Origin of the sequence: Mesorhizobium sp. M1348 (genome assembly GCF_040317925.1) — a bacterium.
GTDB lineage: Bacteria > Pseudomonadota > Alphaproteobacteria > Rhizobiales > Rhizobiaceae > Mesorhizobium.
Window position 1 is genome coordinate 1 of record NZ_JAMYLH010000019.1, and the last position, 19583, is coordinate 19583.

General features: G+C 64.4%; 20 protein-coding genes. 7 read left to right on the forward strand and 13 right to left on the reverse strand.

What is annotated here, in order from left to right; all coding sequences use genetic code 11:
* The first annotated feature begins 168 nt into the window (after nucleotides 1-168).
* Entirely contained in the window at nucleotides 169-435 is a 267-nt protein-coding gene (locus NKH13_RS25110; RefSeq protein ID WP_352915079.1) for a hypothetical protein, read from the forward strand.
* A 46-nt stretch (nucleotides 436-481) separates the two neighbouring features.
* Here the strand turns inward: NKH13_RS25110 and NKH13_RS25115 are convergent, their stop codons facing one another.
* The 7 genes from NKH13_RS25115 to bcoG all read right to left on the reverse strand — a co-directional run bounded on the left by NKH13_RS25115 (nucleotide 482) and on the right by bcoG (nucleotide 8193).
* Complete coding sequence (locus tag NKH13_RS25115; RefSeq protein ID WP_352717237.1) at nucleotides 482-1423, reverse strand: alpha/beta hydrolase; 942 nt, start codon at nucleotides 1421-1423, stop codon at nucleotides 482-484.
* A gap of 102 nt (nucleotides 1424-1525) precedes the next feature.
* Entirely contained in the window at nucleotides 1526-2308 is a 783-nt protein-coding gene (locus NKH13_RS25120; protein WP_352717239.1) for a carnitinyl-CoA dehydratase, read from the reverse strand.
* Nucleotides 2301-4379, reverse strand: coding sequence for an acetate--CoA ligase family protein (locus tag NKH13_RS25125; protein ID WP_352915082.1), 2079 nt, complete (start codon nucleotides 4377-4379; stop codon nucleotides 2301-2303). Before NKH13_RS25125 ends, NKH13_RS25120 begins: the two co-directional genes overlap by 8 nt.
* Nucleotides 4380-4382: 3 nt before the next feature.
* Nucleotides 4383-5546 carry an acyl-CoA dehydrogenase family protein gene (locus NKH13_RS25130; RefSeq protein ID WP_352915084.1) on the reverse strand — a complete coding sequence of 388 codons (1164 nt, stop codon included), beginning with the start codon at nucleotides 5544-5546 and terminating at the stop codon, nucleotides 4383-4385.
* Between the two features lie 4 nt (nucleotides 5547-5550).
* Nucleotides 5551-6624: a 3-hydroxyacyl-CoA dehydrogenase NAD-binding domain-containing protein gene (locus tag NKH13_RS25135; protein WP_352915087.1), complete on the reverse strand. Its 1074-nt coding sequence runs from the start codon at nucleotides 6622-6624 to the stop codon at nucleotides 5551-5553.
* Nucleotides 6621-7250 carry an HD domain-containing protein gene (locus NKH13_RS25140; protein WP_352915090.1) on the reverse strand — a complete coding sequence of 210 codons (630 nt, stop codon included), beginning with the start codon at nucleotides 7248-7250 and terminating at the stop codon, nucleotides 6621-6623. The genes NKH13_RS25135 and NKH13_RS25140 overlap by 4 nt, the downstream gene beginning before the upstream one ends.
* A gap of 31 nt (nucleotides 7251-7281) precedes the next feature.
* Nucleotides 7282-8193, reverse strand: coding sequence for a 3-dehydrocarnitine:acetyl-CoA trimethylamine transferase BcoG (gene bcoG, locus NKH13_RS25145; RefSeq protein ID WP_352915093.1), 912 nt, complete (start codon nucleotides 8191-8193; stop codon nucleotides 7282-7284).
* Between the two features lie 76 nt (nucleotides 8194-8269).
* Here bcoG and NKH13_RS25150 point away from each other — a divergent pair, with 76 nt between their 5' ends.
* Nucleotides 8270-9250 carry a GlxA family transcriptional regulator gene (locus tag NKH13_RS25150; RefSeq protein ID WP_352516932.1) on the forward strand — a complete coding sequence of 327 codons (981 nt, stop codon included), beginning with the start codon at nucleotides 8270-8272 and terminating at the stop codon, nucleotides 9248-9250.
* A gap of 6 nt (nucleotides 9251-9256) precedes the next feature.
* Here NKH13_RS25150 and NKH13_RS25155 read toward each other — a convergent pair whose 3' ends face one another.
* Both NKH13_RS25155 and NKH13_RS25160 read right to left on the reverse strand, forming a co-directional pair.
* On the reverse strand, nucleotides 9257-9466 hold the full coding sequence (locus tag NKH13_RS25155; RefSeq protein WP_352915096.1) for a hypothetical protein: 210 nt from the start codon (nucleotides 9464-9466) through the stop codon (nucleotides 9257-9259).
* 163 nt (nucleotides 9467-9629) lie between these two features.
* On the reverse strand, nucleotides 9630-10286 hold the full coding sequence (locus NKH13_RS25160) for an O-methyltransferase (RefSeq protein ID WP_352915099.1): 657 nt from the start codon (nucleotides 10284-10286) through the stop codon (nucleotides 9630-9632).
* 93 nt (nucleotides 10287-10379) lie between these two features.
* On the opposite strand from NKH13_RS25160, the gene NKH13_RS25165 reads away from it, so the two are divergent.
* Nucleotides 10380-11012, forward strand: coding sequence for a TetR/AcrR family transcriptional regulator (locus tag NKH13_RS25165; RefSeq protein ID WP_352915102.1), 633 nt, complete (start codon nucleotides 10380-10382; stop codon nucleotides 11010-11012).
* A gap of 83 nt (nucleotides 11013-11095) precedes the next feature.
* Here NKH13_RS25165 and xylA read toward each other — a convergent pair whose 3' ends face one another.
* Nucleotides 11096-12421, reverse strand: a complete 1326-nt coding sequence (gene xylA / locus NKH13_RS25170; RefSeq protein ID WP_352915104.1) for a xylose isomerase — start codon at nucleotides 12419-12421, stop codon at nucleotides 11096-11098.
* Nucleotides 12422-12530: 109 nt separating this feature from the next.
* Here xylA and NKH13_RS25175 point away from each other — a divergent pair, with 109 nt between their 5' ends.
* Complete coding sequence (locus NKH13_RS25175; RefSeq protein WP_352915107.1) at nucleotides 12531-12893, forward strand: nuclear transport factor 2 family protein; 363 nt, start codon at nucleotides 12531-12533, stop codon at nucleotides 12891-12893.
* 38 nt (nucleotides 12894-12931) lie between these two features.
* Here NKH13_RS25175 and xylB read toward each other — a convergent pair whose 3' ends face one another.
* The 3 genes from xylB to NKH13_RS25190 form a co-directional block, all read right to left on the reverse strand.
* Nucleotides 12932-14386, reverse strand: a complete 1455-nt coding sequence (gene xylB, locus NKH13_RS25180; RefSeq protein ID WP_352915243.1) for a xylulokinase — start codon at nucleotides 14384-14386, stop codon at nucleotides 12932-12934.
* A 189-nt stretch (nucleotides 14387-14575) separates the two neighbouring features.
* On the reverse strand, nucleotides 14576-15901 hold the full coding sequence (locus NKH13_RS25185) for a tetratricopeptide repeat protein (protein WP_352915110.1): 1326 nt from the start codon (nucleotides 15899-15901) through the stop codon (nucleotides 14576-14578).
* 9 nt (nucleotides 15902-15910) lie between these two features.
* Entirely contained in the window at nucleotides 15911-16534 is a 624-nt protein-coding gene (locus tag NKH13_RS25190) for a LysE family translocator (protein WP_352717259.1), read from the reverse strand.
* Between the two features lie 188 nt (nucleotides 16535-16722).
* Between NKH13_RS25190 and NKH13_RS25195 the strand changes: the two genes are divergently transcribed.
* From NKH13_RS25195 to NKH13_RS25205, 3 genes are all read left to right on the forward strand, one after another.
* Nucleotides 16723-17487: a L,D-transpeptidase gene (locus NKH13_RS25195; RefSeq protein WP_352915113.1), complete on the forward strand. Its 765-nt coding sequence runs from the start codon at nucleotides 16723-16725 to the stop codon at nucleotides 17485-17487.
* A 96-nt stretch (nucleotides 17488-17583) separates the two neighbouring features.
* On the forward strand, nucleotides 17584-18750 hold the full coding sequence (locus tag NKH13_RS25200; protein ID WP_352915116.1) for a diphosphate--fructose-6-phosphate 1-phosphotransferase: 1167 nt from the start codon (nucleotides 17584-17586) through the stop codon (nucleotides 18748-18750).
* Between the two features lie 16 nt (nucleotides 18751-18766).
* Nucleotides 18767-19492: an MBL fold metallo-hydrolase gene (locus NKH13_RS25205; protein ID WP_352717263.1), complete on the forward strand. Its 726-nt coding sequence runs from the start codon at nucleotides 18767-18769 to the stop codon at nucleotides 19490-19492.
* Nucleotides 19493-19583: the final 91 nt, after the last annotated feature.

Genomic DNA, 19583 nt, shown 5'->3' on the forward strand with positions numbered 1-19583 from the left:
CGCCACATCGGCCACCTCGTTGCGACGATCGAACCCGGCGAATGCAAAAACTACTTCGCAAACGCCGGATACGCTTCCGTCAAAACGTGAAAGACTCTAGGACAATTGGAGGAGCGGGATGCACGGTTCAATTCGACCGCATCCCGCTCACTGTGCAGGACAACGGACATGAGCGAGATTCATGCAGGCGGATCCGCCGGCGATGCGAGCCCGGCCGGCCATAGTGCAGCCGATTGGCTGTCCTTTGCGGCCGCGCCGACCTTCGCAACCATGGCGCTGCTGACGCTTCTCGGCGGAGCGCCGGATATGATGTGCTCGACCGGCCAAGAGGCGTCACCGCTGGGCGGCATGGTCCCGATGTACCTGCTGATGAGCGCCTTTCATTTGGGACCTTGGCTGAAGCGGGTTTCCGGCCCGCGACGCCGCCGCAAATAGAGCTGTACCGGCCGACAAAGGCCCGTTCTGGTCGGGAAGACATCCCTCACCAGATCCACTCGCCCCTTCCCAAAACCGCTACCGCATCGACAATCCGGGTAAAGCTCGAGCGGGCGCGGCCGGCCGTGTGCCTGGCGCGCAAATAGCCGTGCACCAGTCCCGGCTCCTCGAACCACCAGGCGCGCCCGCCTGCAGCAACGATGCGATCGCGATAGGCTTCGCCGTCCGACGACAGCGGGTCGCATTCGGCGGTGATCACGATGGTGGGCGGCAGATTGGCAAAGTCGGCGTCGGCGAGCGGCGACAAGGTGAGATCGCCGGTGCGGTCCTCGCCACCGGTCCTGATGTCCTTGTAGAAAACGAGGTCGCGCACGTTAAGCATCGGCGCTTCCGCGTGGGTGACATAGGAACCGGCGGAGCTGTCGCCGCCAAGGCCGGGATAGACTAGGATCTGGCCGATCGGCTTGCGCGCATGGCCGCGCGTCGCGTGGCTGACGGACGCGGCGAGATTACCGCCGGCACTGTCGCCGCACAGCAGGATAGGCCGTTCGTAAGTGGTCGACGCCCATTCGAAGGCGCTGATGGCATCGTCGAAGGCGGCCGGATGAAGGTGTTCCGGCGCCAGCCGGTAGTCGACCGAAACCACTTCGTAGCCGGTGCGGCTGCAAAGCTCGGCGCAGAGGTCGTCATGGCTGTCGAGCCCGCCGAGCATAAAACCGCCGCCATGGAAATAAAGCACCATCGCCGCCGTTTCCGGCGCCGGAGCGCGGTAGATGCGGATTGGAACCGGATGCCATGGCGTGGCAATGGCGGTGGTTTCCGCCGTGACGCCTTGGGGATAGCCGGCAAAGAACTCGCGGCACATCCGGTTATAGATCTCGCGCTGCTCGGCGATAGTGTAGTCGATCGTATCGGGCGGATAATAGGAATTGGTCCGCTCGATGAAGGACCAGGTCTCGGCGTCGATGAGCTTTTTGTAGTCGGTCATGGGCGCTGAATGGATCGCAAAGAATCCGCCTGAACACCCTTGCGGGGGAGATGCCCGGCAGGGCAGAGGGGGGTGTGAAGGATCGCCATCATCTCCTCAGCGTCATTTCCCCTTCCACACCGGATCGCGTTTTTCGGCAAAGGCGCGAAAGCCCTCGAGATTGTCCTCCGAGCCGTAGAGCGCGTCAACCGTCGGCAGTTGCCGGCGCGTCACCCGGTTCATGGCGTCCTGGAAGGTCAGCGATTCTGCGACCCGGGCCGTTTCCTTGATCGCAGCGAAGACCAGCGGCGGGCCGCTGGCAAGCAGCCGGGCGATCTCCCAGACGCGGTCCTCCAGCGTGTCCTTGGGCAGCACTTCGTTGACCAGGCCCCAGCGATGCGCCTCGGCGACATCCATCCAGCGGCCGGTGAGCAAAAGGTCCATGGCGACGTGATAAGGGATGCGCTTCGGCAATTTGATCGTCGCCGCATCGGCCAGCGTGCCGGCGCGGATTTCGGGCAGGGCGAAGGAGGAATGATCCGACGCATAGATGAGGTCGCAGGACAGCGCCAGTTCGAAGCCGCCGCCGACCGCCATGCCATTGACGCAGGCAATCACCGGCTTGTTGAGATCGCGCAGTTCCTGCAACCCGCCGAAGCCGCCGACGCCATAATCGCCGTCGACCGCGTCGCCGCCGGCCGCGGCTTTCAGATCCCATCCGGCGCAGAAGAACTTGTCGCCGGCGGTCTTGACGATGGCGACGCGCAGGTCGGGATCGTCGCGAAACGCCTTGAACGTCTCGCCCATCAGCCGCGAGGTCTTCAAGTCGATGGCATTGGCCTTCGGCCGGTCGAGCGTCACTTCGAGGATCGTGCCCTCGCGGCGGGTGGTGATGATTTCAGCCATTCTTCTTGTCTCCCAGCACCAGCAGCGCATCGGCGATCCAGGCGCCCTTGCCCTCGGTGCAGACGATCAGCGGATTGATGTCGAGCTCCTCGATTTCGCCGGCATTTTGCTGCACGAAGCCGGCAATGCCTGATATCGCATCGATTGCCGCCGCGACGTCGGCCTTCGGCCGACCGCGATAACCGTCGAGCAGCGGGAACAATTTCAGCCCGCGCAAAGCGGCCTCGATATCGTCGGGGGTCGCCGGCAGCATCAGCGTGACGCTGTCGCGCAACAGCTCGACCAGCACGCCGCCGGTGCCGAGCGTCATCACCGCGCCGAACATCGGGTCGCGGGTGAAGCCGACCAGCAGCTCGGCGACGCCATCGCGCACCATGCGCTCGACATAAAGCCCGGTGCCGAGCGGGCCGAGGTCATGCGCCGCGGTGCTGACGGATTCGGCATCCCTGAGGTTGAGCCGGACCGCATCGAGCTCGGATTTGTGGATGACGCCAAGGGCCTTCAGCGCCACCGGGAAGCCGAGCGCCATCGAGGAGATCACAGCCTCGACCGCATTGCCGGCGCGCTCGCCCTTCGGCACGGGGAGCCGGGCCTCGATGAGCCGCGCCTTCGCCTCGGCCTCGTCCGGCGTGACATGGTCGCCGGCCGGCGCGCCGGACGCCGAGGTGTCGATCGGCTGCGCCTGCGGCTCGCGCCACGCCCAGCCGATGAAGGCTGCCGCCTGGGCGGCGTCCATGGCCTCGGAAATGCCGAACAGCGGCACCATGCCCCGCGCCATCAGCCCGGCGGTGTATTCCTCGGGGAGGTTCTCCGGCAGCGAGGAGACGATCGCGCCTTGCGCGCGGTTGGTCTTCAGCGCCGCTTCGAAGGCGCGCAGCGTCGCCCACCAGTCGGTGTCCGAGCAGCGGTCGGGGCGCGGGAAATCGAGCACCAGCATGTTGAGGTCGAAGCCGCCAGACACCATGGCGGTGAAGGTGGCGGTCATCGCCGGCTCGTTGTTCCAGATGAAGGTGTGGTAGTCGAGCGGGTTGGCCACCGCGACCAGCGGCCCGAGCGTCGATTTGACATGCGCGCGGTGCTCGGGCGTGAGTGGCGGAAACGTCACCCAGCGGCCTTCGGCGCTGTCAGCCATCACCGACGCCTCGCCGCCCGAACAGCTCATCGACGACAGCCGGTAGCCGGGCAGGGGTCCGGTGACGTGCAGCAGCTTCAGCGCCTCGATGAAGGCCGGGATCGAATCGATACGGGCGATGCCAAGCCGCTTCAGGAACGCGCCGGACGCTGCGTCCGAGCCGGCCAGCGACGCGGTATGCGAGACGGTCGCCTGCCGCGCCTGCTCGGAGCGGCCGACCTTCATGGCGATAACAGGCTTTTTCAGCTCGCGCGCCCGTGCCGCCAGCCTTTCGAAGCCGGCTACCGAATCGAAAGCCTCGATATGCAAGCCGAGCGCGGTGACACGGTCGTCCTCGATCAGGCCGAGCGCCATTTCGGAAAGCCCGGTCTGCGCCTGGTTGCCGGCGGTCATCAGAAAGGCGATCGGCAGGCCGCGCTTCTGCATCGTCATATTGATGGCGATGTTCGACGACTGGGTGATGATGGCAACACCGCGACCGCCTTCTGGCAGCCTGATGCCGCCATGCTGGTCGGGCCACAAAAGCGCGCCGTCGGTGTAATTGATCAGCCCATAGCAGTTCGGCCCGATGATTGGCATCCGGCCCGCCGCCGCGACCAGCTCGGCCTGCAGCCGCTCGCCGTCCTCGTCATAGGCCTCGGTTTCGAGGAAGCCGGCGGCGAAGCAGACCGCACCGCCGGCGCCGCGCTCGGCCAGCGCCTTGACCACTTCGATGGTCAAGTGCCGGTTGACGCCGATGAAGGCGGCATCCGGCGCACCGGGCAACTCGGCCACCGAGCGATAGGCCTTGCGGCCGGCGACTTCGTCCTTGCTCGGATGCACCGGCCAGATCTCGCCGGCAAAGCCCATCTTGATCGATTGTGCGACGACGGCAGCCGCCTGCGCACCGCCGAACACTGCAATGGAGCGTGGACGCAGGAGACGTTCAAGTCTGTGCATCGATCAGCCCCCGAACGGGCGCAGCAGCGCCCGCGAAATAATGTGGCGCTGGATTTCCGACGTGCCTTCCCAGATGCGCTCGACACGGGCGTCGCGCCAAATGCGTTCCAGCGGCAGGTCGTCCATCAGCCCCATGCCACCATGGATCTGGATCGCCTCGTCAGCGACGAAGGCAAGCATTTCGGTGGCCTTCAGCTTGGCCATGGCCATGTCCTGATCGGTGACGGTGCCCTGATCGTACTTCCAGCCGGCTTCGAACACCATCAGGTCGGCGGCTTTCAACTCGGTCGCCATGTCGGCGAGTTTGAACGACACGCCCTGGAACTTGCCGATCGGCTGGCCGAACTGCTGGCGCTGCGCGGCATATTCGATGGCGTGGCCGAGCGCCCGCTCGGCACGGCCAAGGCAGGTGGCGCCGACTTGAAGGCGGGTCGCGCCGAGCCAGGAATTGGCAACGTCGAAACCCTTGTGGACCTCGCCGAGGACCTGGCTTGCGGGCAGCCGGCAATCGTCGAATTCGAGTATGGCGTTGGTGTAGCCGCGATGCGAGACGTTGCGGTAGCCGTCGCGCACGGTGAAACCCTTGGTGCCCTTGTCGACGAAGAAGGCGGTGATCTTCTTGCGTTTTCCACGCGAAGACTCTTCCTCCCCCGAGGCCATGAAGACGATGGCGAAATCGGCAATGTCAGCGTGGCTTATGAAATGCTTGGTGCCGTTCAGCACCCAGTCGTCGCCGTCTTGCACGGCGGTTGCCTTCATGCCGCGCAAATCGGAGCCGGCGCCCGGCTCGGTCATTGCCAGGCAATCCCATTTTTCGCCGCGAATGCACGGGAACAGATACTTCTCGCGCTGCTCCGGCGTGCCGGCAAGAAGGATGTTCGAAGGCCGCGCCACGCAGGTCCAATGCAGCGCGTAATTGGCGCGGCCGAGTTCCTTTTCATAGAGCAGCCAAGTCACCGTATCGAGCCCGGCGCCGCCGACAACGGCCGGCATGTTGGCGGCATAAAGGCCGGCTTCGATCGCCTTGGCCTTGATCTCCTCGATCAGCTCGCGGCGCAGCACGCCGGTGCGCTCGACCTCGCGCTCATGCGGGTAAAGCTCGTTCTCGACGAAGGCCCGCGTCGTCTCGACGATGAGCTTCTGCTCCTCCGAAAGACCAAAATCCATGGTCTCAGCCTTTCTTCCTTTTCTTCGGCTTTTCAGCCTTGGCCTTCTCGGCCGCCTTGGAGGCGGTGGGCTTCTTGGCCGCAAGCTTGGCCAGCTGCCTGGTGTAGTCCTTATGCAAGGCGCCGGCGCCCCAGCCTTTGCCTTTGTTCTGCTTCGACAGTGCCTCCATGATGGAGACCAGATTGTCGTCGCGGATCTTTTCGAGCTCGCGGATCGACAGACCGTGCGCCTGGTCGTCCGACTGGGTCGCGATCAGCTCGACCAACTCGTCGTTGAACTCCGGCACGTCCATCAGCTTGGTCCACGGCCATTTCAGGCACGGGCCGAACTGCGCCATGAAGTGGCGCATGCCGGCCTCGCCTCCGGCGACGCGATAGACCTGGAACATGCCCATCTGCGCCCAGCGCAGGCCGAAGCCATAGCGCATGATGTCGTCAAGCTCCTCGACCGTGCAGATTCCGTCCTTGACCAGCCACAGCGCCTCGCGCCAGGCCGCTTCGAGCAGGCGGTCGCCGACGAAGGCCTCGATCTCCTTGCGGATCACCACCGGCTTCATGCCGATCGAGGCATACATCTCCTTGGCGACTTCGATCGCCTCGGGAAAGGTCTGTTCGCCGCCGACGATCTCGACCAGCGGCAGGAGATAGACGGGGTTGAACGGATGGCCGACGACCAGCCGCTCCGGATGCTTCTTCATCGCCACCTGCATGTCGGTCGGCTTGATGCCGGAGGTGGAGGAGCCGACAATTGTGTTGGCCGGGGCATAGAGGTCGATCTCGGCCAGAACGCGGTGCTTGAGGTCGAGCCGCTCCGGCACGCTTTCCTGGATGAAGTCGGCATCGGCCACCGCCTCGGCGATCGTCTTGGCGAAGGTGAGCTTGCCCTCTTTCGGCAGACCTCCGGGCAGCATCTGCTTGTAGGCGCGTCGCGCTCCCTTCATCACCTCGCCGACCTTGCGTGACGCCTCGGGATCTGGATCGAAGATCGACACGTCGATGCCGTTGAGCAGCAGCCGCGCCACCCAGCCGGCGCCGATGACGCCGCCGCCGATGGCGGCCGCCTTGTTGATGATGCTCATGCGGAGGCTCCGGTTCTTGTCCTGGCTGTTGCGGGGTCGGTGAGGGCGACACGCTCGCCGGCACGGATCACGGACGCGTCATAGGCCTTGCGCGCGAACACTTCGAGCACGAAGGGCCGGAAGAAATCGATCGGCAATGTCTCGTAATCCGGGTCGAAGCTCGACTGATCCCAGCGTTCGCAAAACTCATCGCAATCGTCGAAATACATGTGCCCGGCGAAACGGTCGCGGGCGTGCGGATTGCCGCCGAGGTGGTGGGCGTAATAGAGGCGCTGGAAGTCGCCGTGCTTCTCCACCACCCAGGTGCATTGCTCGCGCACAAAAGGCTTCAGGATGGCGGCTGCATACTCGTCGTGATTATAGGGCGCGTAGATGTCGCCGATATCGTGCAGCAGGGCGCAGGCAATCCAGTCGGTGTCGGCGCCGTCGCGCCAGGCCCGCGTTGCCGCTTGCAGCGAATGGCCGAGCCGGGTGATCTTGTAGCCGGACAGGCCTTCGTCGAGCTGGATCAGCGCGTCGAGCAGACGCTCACCGGTCTTTGCCGCGTAGTCGATCTCATGCTCGGTGAGGAAGGCATAGTCCTCGCGGTCGCCGTCCTTCATGGCAGTGAATTTCACGGTCTTCATCGGCGGCTCCTCCCAACCGGCTAGCGGCTTTTCAAAGCGGTGCGCGCTTCGTCAGGTTCAGCTTTTTGCGCACCTCATCCGGGCCGATGACCCTGGCGCCCATATTCGACACGATGCTGACCGCCCGCTCGACCAGCTGCGCATTGGTCGCCAGCACCCCCTTGTCGAGCCAGAGGTTGTCCTCCAGCCCGACGCGGACATTGCCGCCGGCCAGCACCGCGGCCGCGACATAGGCCATCTGGTTGCGGCCGATGGCAAAGGCCGACCAGTTCCAGGTTGGCGGCACATTGTTGACCATCGCCATGAAGGTGTTGAGGTCGTCCGGCGCGCCCCACGGCACGCCCATGCACAACTGCACCAAGGCGTCCGGCTTCAGCACTTCTTCCTCGACCAATTGCTTGGCGAACCACAGATGGCCGGTGTCGAAGGCCTCGATCTCCGGCTTGACGCCGAGCGCCGTCATTATGCCGCCCATGGCGCGCAGCATGCCGGGCGTGTTGGTCATGACATAATCGGCCTCGGCGAAATTCATGGTGCCGCAGTCGAGCGTGCAGATTTCCGGCAGGCACTGGCGCACATGCTCCATGCGGTTTGTGGCACCGCCCATGTCGGTGGCTTTTTCGTTCAGCGGCAGCGGGTTCTCCGGCGGGCCGAACACCATGTCGCCGCCCATGCCGGCGGTCAGGTTCAAAACAACGTCGACATCCGCCGCGCGGATGCGCTCCGTTACTTCGCGATAAAGGTGCACGTCGCGTCGCGGCTTGCCGGTCTCGGGATCGCGCACATGGCAGTGCACGATCGCCGCACCTGCCTTTGCTGCCTCGATGGCCGAATCGGCGATCTGCTTGGGCGAACGCGGCACGTGCGGGCTGCGGTCCTGCGAACCGCCGGACCCGGTCACGGCACAGGTAATGAAAACCTCACGGTTCATCGCTAACGGCATCGGACACTCTCCCAATAGAACGTAGGGCAAGAATGCCTGACTTGCCGGAAACTGTTTTGCGTTTTACGAAGATCGTGTGACCAAAACCGAAAAACCGACGATCTTTCGTGCCGAACGTTTGCCGCTCAAGGTGACGCTGCTGGTATTCTCCGGCTCGTCGATCATGTGCGTCGCGTCGGCCGTCGATCCGTTGCGCGCCGCCAACCGTATTGCCGGTGAGACGCTGTTCGATTTCAGGCTGGTCTCGGTCACAGGCGAGGCGCCGGTCACCACATGCGGCCTGCCGGTGGCGGTCAGCGGCCGCTTCGATGCGGCTGACACAACCGACATGCTGGTCGTCGTCGCCGGCTTCGGCACGCAGAACTATGCCACATCGGCTCTGCTGTCCGGACTGCGCCGGGCGGCGCGCGCGGCGCGCGCCTGCGGCGGCGTCGAGGCCGGCACCTGGCTGGTGGCGCGCGCGGGCTTGCTGGAGGGGCGCAGCGCCACCACCCACTGGGAGGACATGGAGGATTTCTCTTCGGCCTTTCCCGGTGTCGACGTGCGCCCCGACCGCTACGTCATCGACGGCCCGGTGTTCACCTCCGGCGGCGCCTCACCGACCTTCGACCTGATGCTGCATCTGATCCGCACGCGGCTCGGCATGGCCGTGGCGCTCGATGTCGCGAGCGTCTTCATCTATGACCAGGCGCGCGCCGCGACGGACGCGCAGCCGCTGGTCTCGCTCGGCCGTCTTGACGGCTACGATCCCAGGCTGGCGCAAGCCATCCGGCTGATGGAAGCGCATGTCGACCAGCCGCTGACCATCGCCGCGGTGGCAAAGCGCGCCGGGGTGACGGCACGGACGCTGGAAAGCATCTTTCGCAAGTCGATCGGCGAAACGCCCGGCGCTTATTACCTCAGGCTGCGCCTCGGCGCCGCGCGCCGCCTGGTGGTCGACACGCGCATCGCCATGGCGGACATTGCCGGGCGAACGGGGTTTTCGTCCGCCGCGGCATTTTCCAGAGCGTTTTCAAGAGCGTTCGGCGAAGCGCCGGTCAGGCTGCGCCAGAGATAGTAGGGGTCAGGCAGCGTCCTGGCGGACGCTGTTGCCGTCGATCTGCGAGCGCATCTGTCTCGCAAGATGGGTCTCGAAGCGGCTGGCGACCGCGCGATCCCATTCGTTTGCACTCAACGCACCTTGCTTCGGGTACGGCAGCGCCATCAGCCGGTCGATGATCGATCCGGCCTCGCCAGATGAGAGCAGGGCGTCGATTTCGCGTTCGTGCTGCATATCGTTTCGCCTCCTTCTTTCTGTTCCCGCCACGAACCACATATACGAGATTCGTGACGGCTGTTTGAAGGCAAGAGCGAGGCGATTGAGGGGCGATGCCGGGCAAAGTTTTGTCCGCCGCCGCCCATCTTGGGCACGATCGTTCCGGCAGTCAGGCAGTGCTTCAGCCAAGCCGCATCGACAGTTCAACATCCTCGCCGAACGGCGTGGACATGTAGCCACTCCCGGTCGAGCGCACCCGCTCGAGGTATTCGGGGCAAAGATCGGCGTTGTCGGCAGCGACGAAGGCGCCCGGCCTGAGGCGGTTTTCAACCAGACTCAAGATCTCGGGATAGAGCGCTTTGGCGCCGTCGAGCAGAAGCAGGTCGACGGTTTCGGGAAGATCGACGCTTAATGTTTGCAGCGCGTCTCCTTCGCGGATTTCCACCATGTCAATGAGACCGCCTGCTGTCAGATTACTCCTGGCGCGCGTCACCTTGGATGGCTCGAACTCGCTGGTGATCAGGCGGCCGCCGCCATTGTCCCGCAAGGCTGCGGCAAGGTGCAGGGTCGAGATGCCGAACGAGGTTCCAAATTCGACGATCGTCCGTGCGCCGCTGCCTCGTGCCAGCATGTAGAGCAGCGTGCCGGTCTCTCGCGAAACGGGAAGCCAGAGGTCCCTTAGCCGCCCATAGAGCTCGACGTATTCGGTCTTGCTTCGAACCAGGCGCATCCGCTCCTCGGCGGAGAATTCTGCCACTGCAGGGCTCGTTGCCGCAGCGGCTTCCTCGAACAGGCGGTCCAGCAGGGGCGCGAGCGGCTTTGTCGTCAGTGTGGTCATAGCGGTCTCCAGTCAAAATTGAATGCGTTCTTGTGCGGCATTCAAAATACGACTAATCATTCGCATTCACTAATCGCATTGGCGCGCCTCGCAATGAGCGATCACCGAAGTCCGCGGATTTCCTCGCGAAAACAGCCCAAGCAGGTCCGCTCGGCGGAGCTCGTCGCTGCGATTTTGCAGGCTGCTGTTCAGGTTTTGGCGAAAGAAGGCGCACAGCGCTTCACCACGGCACGGGTGGCCGAGAAGGCCGGTGTCAGCGTCGGATCGCTGTATCAGTATTTTCCGAACAAGGCGGCGATCCTGTTCCGGCTCCAGAGCGACGAATGGCGGCAGACGACCGATTTGCTGCGCGACATCCTCGAGGATATCAGGAAACCGCCGCTTGAACGGCTGCGCGGCCTGGTCCACGCCTTCCTCCGCTCGGAGTGTGACGAGGCCGCGGTGCGTGTGGCGCTCGACGACGCCGCACCGCTTTACCGCGATGCGCCTGAGGCGCAGGCGGCAAGGGCGTCCGGAGACCGCACCATCCAGATCTTCATGCAGGAGGCGCTGCCCAACGCCGCGCAAGTGACTCGCGAATTGGCCGGCGACTTGATCGTGACGACGCTCAGTACGGTGGGGAAGCAGTTCTCGGAGGCGCCCCGAACTTCCGCGGAGATCGAAGCCTACGCCGACGCCATGGCCGACATGTTTTGCGCCTACCTGACAGGCCTCGATCACGACTAAGACCTTGTCGTCGGTCTCAGCCCCGCGGAAAGTGCTCTTTATCCCGCGGCCGCTGAACAATGCGGCCGCGAACGGGGTACGCCTCAGACGTACCGGTTGACGATATTTTCGAGCAGTTCCTGGCGGCCGGATCTGGGCTGCGGCTCGATCTTTTCCTTGACGACGCGCTCGGCGATTTCCTCCAGCGTGCGCTTGCCGGCAAGCATCGCCTTGGCCTCGGCCGCATCCCAGCCGGCATAGCGCTTGGCGAGCGGGGCGGACAGCGCCTTGTCCTCGACCATGCGCGCTGCCGCCTTGAGACCGCGTGCGCAGCAATCCATGCCGCCGATATGGCCGATCAGCAGATCCTGCGGATCGAGCGACTGGCGCCTGAGCTTGGCGTCGAAATTGGTGCCGCCGGTCTTGAAGCCGCCGGCCTGCAGCACCTGGTAGTAGGCCAGTGCCATCTCCGGCACATTGTTGGGGAACTGGTCGGTGTCCCAGCCCGACTGGTAGTCGTTGCGGTTCATGTCGATCGAGCCGAAAATGCCGAGCGCATTGGCCAGCGCCAGTTCATGCTCGAACGAATGGCCGGCCAGGATGGCGTGGCCCTGCTCGATGTTGAGCTTGACCTCATTCTCCAGTCCGAAACGCTTGAGGAAGCCATAGACGGTGGCGACGTCATAATCATACTGGTGCTTGGTCGGCTCCTGAGGCTTCGGCTCGATCAGGATGGTGCCTTCGAAGCCGATCCTGTGCTTGTAGTCGACGACCAGATTGAGAAAGCGGCCGGCCTGTTCCTGCTCGCGGCCAAGGTCGGTGTTGAGCAGCGTCTCATAGCCCTCGCGGCCGCCCCACAGCACGTAGTTCTCGCCGTTCAGCCGCTTGGTGACGTCGATGCAGTGTTTCACCGTCGCCGCCGAATAGGCAAAGACGTCCGGATCGGGATTGGTGGCGGCGCCCGACATGAAGCGGCGGTTGGAGAACAGGTTGGCCGTGCCCCACAACAGCTTGACGCCGGTCTGCTTCATTTTTTTAGCAAAATAGTCGGCGATCTCGTCGAGCCGCGCCGCACTTTCGGAAAAGTCCCGGCCCTCCGGCCGCACATCGGCATCGTGGAAGCAGAAATAAGGCGCGCCCAGCAGCGAAAACATCTCGAAGGCGATGTCGGCCTTGAGCTTGGCCAGTTCCATCGTGTCGACACCGCCGGCTTTGGGGAACCATGGCCGGTCAAACGTCTGGCCGCCGAACGGATCGCCGCCCGGCCAGGCAAAGGAATGCCAATAGGCGACGGCAAAGCGCAGATGGTCTTCAAGCCGTTTGCCGGCGACGATCTCGTCGGGATTGTAGAACCGGTAGGCCAGCGGATTGGTCGAATCCGGTCCCTCGTATTTGATCTGCTGGATATCGCCGAAAAAACCGCTGGTCATGTTCTTTTCCTCTCGCATGGTTCGGCCTGATTACCTCAGGCGTAATTGGTTTCGCGTTGGTGCTGGGTGAAAGGCACATGTCAAAGCCACTCAACGAAGGAGACAGACCATGACCGACCTCAACACCATTGCCGAAAACTACATCGCCGCCTGGAACGAGAGCGACGCCGCGCGCAGGAAAGCCTTGCTCGAGGCGACCTTCACCGAGGACGTCGGCTATCGCGATCCGATCATGCAGGGCGACGGCCATGACGGCATCGCGGCGCTGATCGACGGCGTGCAGCAGCGCTTTGCCGGCTTCAGGTTCTCGCTGAAAGGCAAGCCGGACGGCTTCGCCGATACCATCCGCTTCTCCTGGAACCTCGGGCCGGACGGCGTCGAGTCCATCATCGAAGGCACCGATATCGGCGTCATCGAAAATGGCCGGCTGAAAAGCATCACCGGCTTTCTCGACAAGCTGCCGGCGCAGTGAGGCCTTTTCGGCAGGCCGCGGCGAGGGCGGGAATCCGCTCACGCCGTGGCGCTCCTGATCGCCGGATAAAGCGCCCGGTAGCGCTGATAAGCATCCGCGTAGGCATCGCCGAGGGCGGCGACCGGCTCGACCGTGGTGTCCGTCGCCGGCGCCGTGCACACGGCGCGCGGATCGGCACCGGTCGACGCAATCAGGCCAAGCCGGGCCGCGCCGAAGGCGGCGCCGAAATCGCCGTCGGCTGGAATATCGATGGGCAGGCCAAGCGCTGTCGCGATGGCCTTCAGCCAGTAGCGCGAACGCGAGCCGCCGCCGATCGCCGTCACCCGGGTCAGCGTCGTGCCGGCTTTGGCCAGCGCGTCGAGGCTGTCGCGGAAGGCGAAGGCGACGCCTTCGAGCACGGCCTGGGTCAGCGCGGCGCGGCCGGTCTCGTGTGCAAGCCCGGTAAACGCGCCACGAATGGCGGAATCATTGTGCGGCGTCCGTTCGCCCGAGAGATAGGGCAAAAAGGAGACGCCGGTCGGCGCCTGCAGCGCATCGCCAAGTTCGGCGGTCAACTCGCCGGCGCTTTTTCCAGCTATCCCCGACAGCCAGTTGAGTGAATCGGTTGCCGACAGGATGACGCCCATCTGGTGCCAGGTGCCGGGCAGTGCGTGGCAGAATGTGTGCACCGCGCTTTCCGGATTGGGAAGATAGGACGCGTTGGCGGCGAAAAGCACGCCTGACGTGCCGAGCGAGACGAAAGCCTGGCCAGCGCCGACCGTGCCCATGCCGCAGGCCGAGGCCGCGTTGTCGCCGGCGCCGCCGGCGATCGGGATGCCGGCCTGCATGCCCCATTTCGCGGCCAGTTCGCCGCGCAAGGCACCGGCCTTTGCCGTGCCTTCGACCAATGACGGCATCTGCCTTTCGTCGAGCGACGTGGCGGCGAGCAGTTCGGCGGACCAGGCTCGTTTGCCGACATCGAGCCACGACGTGCCGGCCGAATCCGACATTTCCGAAATGTGCTCGCTGGCGAGCCAGAGCCGCAAAAAGTCCTTCGGCAGCAGGACCTTTGCCACCTTGGCGAAAACAGCCGGTTCGTTGTTTTTCACCCAGGCCAGCTTCGGCGCGGTGAAGCCGGGAAAGACGATGTTGCCGGTCAGCTTGCGAAAGCGCGGGTCGGCATCGAGTACAGCCGCCTCGGCGTGGCTGCGTGTGTCGTTCCACAGGATGCAGGGACGCAGCACCTGGTCGGCGGCATCGAGCAGGGTGGCGCCATGCATATGGCCGGAAAGGCCGATGCCTTTGACCGCCGCGAGTTCCTTCGCATGCATGGACCTCAGCTCGGCGATCGCCGCTTCGCAGGCGCGGGTCCAGTCGGCCGGGTTCTGTTCGGACCAGCCGGGATGCGGACGCGACACGTCGAGCGACGCATGGCCGGAACCGACGATGCCCTGCGCCGCATCGATCAGCAGCGCCTTGACGCCCGACGTGCCGAGATCGAGGCCGAGATACATGTTTCCTCCCATGTCCGTCATGCCTGGCGGCGACGGTCTTCCTTGCTTCTCGTCCCGGTCTTGCGACACGGGCGGTGAAGATATCCCGGCAATCGTGCCGCCGGACAAGCTCCGGTCAACACGCGAAGATTTTTTCGACACTCGAAAAAATCTGGCCGGGGCAGTTTTTAAGGCAAGATTTAGTCTTGGTCAATTCGCCGCGAGAGCGGTTGCACGCCGTGAAAACAGTGCTGACAACGGGCTGTCCGGCCGTGCCAGTGCACGTTCCGACGCAAGCGCCCTCGCCAGCGCGCCATCATCGGAACGCAATGCCGCCTCGATCAGGGTCAGGTCGATGACGTCGCGTTGTGCGTGGCTGCCGCCGAAGCGATGGGCGATTGCCCGGATCGGCCGGATCAGGCGTATCGTCTCGGCATAATGGCCCTCGCCGAATGCCTTGATGGCGAGCGTCAGGGGATGGCCGACATCCCGGGTGAAACCGGCGTTGTCGTCTTTGCCCTGCATCGCCTCGCGCTGCGCCTCGAGCAAGCCGCTGGCCGGCGCTTCGAAGCCGGCGCCGACAAACGCCATCATTGCGTGGGCGTCGTTGAAGGCATAATGGCCGGCGCTGGCCTTGGGCGCCCAATTGGCGGCGAGTGTTGTCCAGCGCTCGCCGACATCGACGCCGCCGAGATGCAGCCGCCACAGGATCGCCGAGGCATCGACCATGTTGAGCGCCAGCGTCGAGCGCTCGCCATAGATCGGCCCGTCATAGAGCGCCAGCACCTCGTCGGTCTCGCCGAGATCATAATGGAACAGCGCCAGATGCCACCAATTGTGCACCTGCAGGAAGCTTTCCCGCGTCCACGCCTCGGGATTGGCGCGCATCCACAGAATGCCGTCCTTCTGCCGGCTCTGCATCTCCATGACATGGGCCACCGCATGCTGGGCCCAGCCGTCGCGCGGCTCGATGTCGACCGCCGTGCGGCCAAGCTTTTCGGCGCGCGCGTAGTCGCCCATCTCCTCCAAGCCAAAGGCCTGCATGCCGAGTATGGCGTGGTAGCCCGGCATGCCGCTCTGCCAGAACGGCAGCGCGCGGCCGATGCGGTCGCGCAGCATGCGCGCATTGCCGGTGAAGAAGTCGATCTGGTGGCCGGTCTGCAGCGCCAGCGCATCGAGCGGAAACTCGATGGCGATATCCTCCAGCACGCGGGCGGCCTCGTGCCAGCGTCCCTCCGCAAGGTGGCCAAGGGCGGCGACATGCGCCTGCTCGCGCGTCGTCGCGGCAAGCGGCAGCGCTGCCTCGTGACATGCCTTGGCCAGCGCCGTCGCTTCGCGCTCTGTGGCAAGGCCAAAGAGATAACCTTTGAACACATGCGCCATGACGAAGCCGGGATCGTCGGCGATTGCCCGGTCAACTGTACCGACCGGATCGCCGATGAAGCACTGCAACTCGCGCGCAGCCCGGCTGTAGGACGAGAGCCCGGCCTCCGTCGCGCCGGACAGTGTCAAGCCGAATGCATCGCTGACCGCCATGGTCTGTCCTCAGTTGCCCGATCGCATCGCCACCGTCGCGATCCCGGCGCCGACCAGCAGCGTGCCGCCGGTGCGATTGAAGATGCGGATCGCCTTCGGGTTGCGCACCACGTTGCGCGCCCTTGCCGCGATCAGCGCATAACCGAAGGCATTGGCGAAGGCGAGCGCCAGGAAGGTCATCTCGAAGATCAGCATCTGTGCCCAGAAATCCGCATGCCGGTCGAGGAACTGCGGCAGGAAGGCGACGAAAAACGTGATGCTTTTCGGATTGAGCGCGGTGACCAGCCAGGCATGCGCCGTCATTTTCGCCGACGATACCGCATCGGTGCGCGGTTCGGCCCTGAGCGCACCGCCGGCGCGAAACAACTTTATGCCGAGATAGATCAGATAGCCGGCGCCGATCACCTTCAGCACGGTGAACACGGTGGCCGACGCCGCCAGCAGCGCGCCGATGCCCAGCATCGACAGTGTCATCGCGGTGAAGTCGCCGAGCGCCACGCCGACTGCCATCGGCAGCGCGGTGCGCCAGCCCTGGCCGAGCGCATAGGACACCACCAGCAGGATGGTCGGGCCCGGAATGACCAGAAGGACTGCCGAGGCGGCGGCAAACGCGGCCCAGTTTTCGAAGGACATTTTCTTCTCCTTGAGCTCAAAGAAGAGGATAAATCCTTGGCCTCGCGAAGATGTAAAGAGGCAAAAATCGAAAAAGCCCCTCGTTAACGCGAGGCGGCCGGCCTTCACGCTTTTTCAACCATGATTGGTGAAAATGCCTGCGATCCGGCCGGACCGTGTTTCCCGCCGATAGCGTAGGGTTTGGGTAAATGCGTGAGTTGCCGCACGGTCTGTCGCTGCCGCATAATGGCGACGCAATCGAAACCGAAATACAGCTTTCCCGCCGCACGGTGCTGTCCGGCGCCGGTGCGCTGGCGCTGCTCGGCGTCGCCGGCTGCAGTCAGACGCTGGATCTGCCGTCGCTCCAGCTCGACGACGTGACCACCGGCTCGATCCGGCCGGTCCGTCCGAGCATCAGCGTCGACAAGAACATCACCAGCCCCAACGTGATGTACGCTTCGCTCACCGACGGTGGCTTCAATGTGCCGGAAGTGCCCTATCTCAAGGTCAAGCCGGAGTTCCGCCGCCAGATCGTCGTCGATCCGACCGGCGAGCAGCCCGGCACCATCGTCGTTCACTCGCAGGAGCGGCTGCTCTATCTGGTGCAGCCCGGCGGCGAGGCGATCCGTTACGGCGTCGGCATCGGCAAGGACGGATTCCGCTGGTCCGGCCGCGCCAACATCCAATACGGCAAGGAATGGCCGGTCTGGACCCCGCCGCCCGAGATGATCGCCCGCAGGCCGGAGCTGGTGAAATGGCAAAGCGGACAGCCGGGCGGCCTCGACAATCCGCTCGGCGCGCGTGCCCTCTACATCTATCAGAACGGCAGCGACACCGGTTATCGCATCCACGGCTCGCCCGAATGGTGGAGCATCGGCCAGGCGATGTCGTCGGGCTGCGTGCGCCTGATCAACCAGGACATCATCGATCTCTACAGCCGCGTCTCCAAGAAAAACCCGGTCGTCGTCTTCTGAACGGCGGCTTCGCTTTCAACGATCACTCTGCCGTTGCGCGATGCCGCAAGACAGGCGAATGTGCCTGCGATTTTCATTGCCCGGGAGACGTGAACAATGGCCGGAACTTTTGTCATCGCGCAAGGCGGCGGCCCGACCGCCGTCATCAACCAGACCGTGGTGGGCGCTGCGCTCGAAATCCGCAAGCGGCATCCCGGCGCCAAGGTCCTTGGTTCCATCCACGGCGTGCGCGGCATTCGTGACGGCAATTACGTCGATCTTTCCGCCATCCCCGAGGACCGCCTGCGGCTGATCGCGGCGACGCCGAGCGCCGCGCTTGGTTCGACGCGCGACAAGCCGGATGCCGCCTATTGCGATCTCATCCTCAATGGCTTGAAGAAAGCCGGCGCCGATGCCTTCATCTATATCGGCGGCAACGACACCTCGGGCACGCAGCAGATCCTGACCGACGCCGCCGGCGGCAAGATCGCCTTCGTGCACGCGCCGAAAACCATCGACAACGATCTCGAGGAGAACGATCACACGCCCGGCTTCATGTCGGCGGCCGAGTTCGTCGCTGGAGCATTCCTTTCGGTCGATCTCGATTTCCGCGCTCTGCCGGGCATCTATGTCGGCATCGTCATGGGGCGGCATGCCGGTTTCCTGACGGCCGCGTCCGCGGCATGGCAGCTCGATCAGGACAGCGGCCCGCATCTCGTCTACGTGCCGGAGCGGCCGTTCTCGGCGGCAGCTTTCATCGACGACGTGCGTGCCACGCTCGACCGCCACAAGCGCTGCATCGTTGCCGTCTCCGAAGGCGTCAGCACCGCCGACGGCAAGGCGCTGGTCGAAAGCCTTGTGCCGCCGGAAAAGCTGGAGCGCGACCAGCACGGCAATGTCAAGCTGTCGGGCAGCGACCTGCCGGCAGCCTTGGAGCGCGCGCTCGCCGAAGGATTGCCGGGCAAGCGGGCGCGCGTCGATGCGCTCGGCTATATGCCGCGCGGCTATGTCGGCGCCATCAGCGCGGTGGACGCGCAGGAGGCCTTCGACGCCGGCGCCTTCGCGGTCACGGTGGCCGACGAGGGCGGCGGTTCGGTGGCGCTGCAATATGACGGCAAGAAAACCGTGCTGAAGAAGGTGCCGCTGAAGAACGTCGCCGGCAAAACGCGCCATATGCCGGATGATTTCATGCTGCCCGATGTCAACCGGCTGTCCGATGCGGGGATGGCCTATCTGAAGCGGCTGGTCCCGCAAAAGTACAAGATCGGCAAGCCGTTCGTCTGATGCCGGCCTTGATCTGATGGACAGCTGGTTCAGCAAAACCATCGTCGATGCCAAGACGACGATGCTGACCGAGCCCTTGGTGCATGAATTCGTGCGCGCCAACATCTGGCATTTGCGCGGCCGCGATGTCGACCTGCTGGTCGACACCGGCATGGGGATCTGCCCGCTGGCGCCGCAGATCGACACGCCGGCCGGCAAGCCGCTGCTGGTCGTCGCCACGCATATCCATCTCGATCATGTCGGCTCGCTGCACGAGTTTCCGTTGCGGGCAGGGCCGAGCCACAGCGCCGCGCAGTTCGACAGCATGGATGAAGCGGTGACCTACGCCTACATGTTCCATGATCTGGAAGGCGCCGTCTCCAGGCTGCCGGCAAAGGGCTGGAAAGCGGCCGATTACAGGATTCAGCCGGCGCCGCTGACTAGGACCCTGGACGAGGGCGATAGGATCGACCTCGGCGGCCGCCAATTCCGCGTCCTGCATCTGCCCGGCCACTCTCCGGATTCGATCGCGCTGTTCGACGAGGCAGACGGCCTCTTCTTCGCCGGCGACGCCATCTACGACGCCATGCTGATCGACGACCTGCCGGATTCGGATCGCGTCGCCTATCGCCGCACCATGCAGCGCCTGCTCGACCTGCCGATCCGCATCGGCCATGGCGGCCATGGACCGAGCTTCGACGGCAGGCGAATGCGCGAGATCGCCACCACCTATCTCAGCCGGACCGACGGGAAAGGCGAATAGGAGGCCTCTGCTGAAGCGGCGCAAATCTGAAGCGATTTGTCTTGGGTAGCTATTTTGTTCTTGCTTTGTGCCGGCAGCTATGCTACTAATC

What these genes read in the sequence shown, in the direction of transcription:
- NKH13_RS25110 (WP_352915079.1), top strand. Translation starts at nt 169, where the DNA reads ATGAGCGAGATTCATGCAGGCGGATCCGCCGGCGATGCGAGCCCGGCC.
- NKH13_RS25115 (WP_352717237.1), bottom strand. Translation starts at nt 1,423, where the DNA reads ATGACCGACTACAAAAAGCTCATCGACGCCGAGACCTGGTCCTTCATC.
- NKH13_RS25120 (WP_352717239.1), bottom strand. Translation starts at nt 2,308, where the DNA reads ATGGCTGAAATCATCACCACCCGCCGCGAGGGCACGATCCTCGAAGTG.
- NKH13_RS25125 (WP_352915082.1), bottom strand. Translation starts at nt 4,379, where the DNA reads ATGCACAGACTTGAACGTCTCCTGCGTCCACGCTCCATTGCAGTGTTC.
- NKH13_RS25130 (WP_352915084.1), bottom strand. Translation starts at nt 5,546, where the DNA reads ATGGATTTTGGTCTTTCGGAGGAGCAGAAGCTCATCGTCGAGACGACG.
- NKH13_RS25135 (WP_352915087.1), bottom strand. Translation starts at nt 6,624, where the DNA reads ATGAGCATCATCAACAAGGCGGCCGCCATCGGCGGCGGCGTCATCGGC.
- NKH13_RS25140 (WP_352915090.1), bottom strand. Translation starts at nt 7,250, where the DNA reads ATGAAGACCGTGAAATTCACTGCCATGAAGGACGGCGACCGCGAGGAC.
- bcoG (WP_352915093.1), bottom strand. Translation starts at nt 8,193, where the DNA reads ATGCCGTTAGCGATGAACCGTGAGGTTTTCATTACCTGTGCCGTGACC.
- NKH13_RS25155 (WP_352915096.1), bottom strand. Translation starts at nt 9,466, where the DNA reads ATGCAGCACGAACGCGAAATCGACGCCCTGCTCTCATCTGGCGAGGCC.
- NKH13_RS25160 (WP_352915099.1), bottom strand. Translation starts at nt 10,286, where the DNA reads ATGACCACACTGACGACAAAGCCGCTCGCGCCCCTGCTGGACCGCCTG.
- NKH13_RS25165 (WP_352915102.1), top strand. Translation starts at nt 10,380, where the DNA reads ATGAGCGATCACCGAAGTCCGCGGATTTCCTCGCGAAAACAGCCCAAG.
- xylA (WP_352915104.1), bottom strand. Translation starts at nt 12,421, where the DNA reads ATGACCAGCGGTTTTTTCGGCGATATCCAGCAGATCAAATACGAGGGA.
- NKH13_RS25175 (WP_352915107.1), top strand. Translation starts at nt 12,531, where the DNA reads ATGACCGACCTCAACACCATTGCCGAAAACTACATCGCCGCCTGGAAC.
- xylB (WP_352915243.1), bottom strand. Translation starts at nt 14,386, where the DNA reads ATGTATCTCGGCCTCGATCTCGGCACGTCGGGCGTCAAGGCGCTGCTG.
- NKH13_RS25185 (WP_352915110.1), bottom strand. Translation starts at nt 15,901, where the DNA reads ATGGCGGTCAGCGATGCATTCGGCTTGACACTGTCCGGCGCGACGGAG.
- NKH13_RS25190 (WP_352717259.1), bottom strand. Translation starts at nt 16,534, where the DNA reads ATGTCCTTCGAAAACTGGGCCGCGTTTGCCGCCGCCTCGGCAGTCCTT.
- NKH13_RS25195 (WP_352915113.1), top strand. Translation starts at nt 16,723, where the DNA reads ATGCGTGAGTTGCCGCACGGTCTGTCGCTGCCGCATAATGGCGACGCA.
- NKH13_RS25200 (WP_352915116.1), top strand. Translation starts at nt 17,584, where the DNA reads ATGGCCGGAACTTTTGTCATCGCGCAAGGCGGCGGCCCGACCGCCGTC.
- NKH13_RS25205 (WP_352717263.1), top strand. Translation starts at nt 18,767, where the DNA reads ATGGACAGCTGGTTCAGCAAAACCATCGTCGATGCCAAGACGACGATG.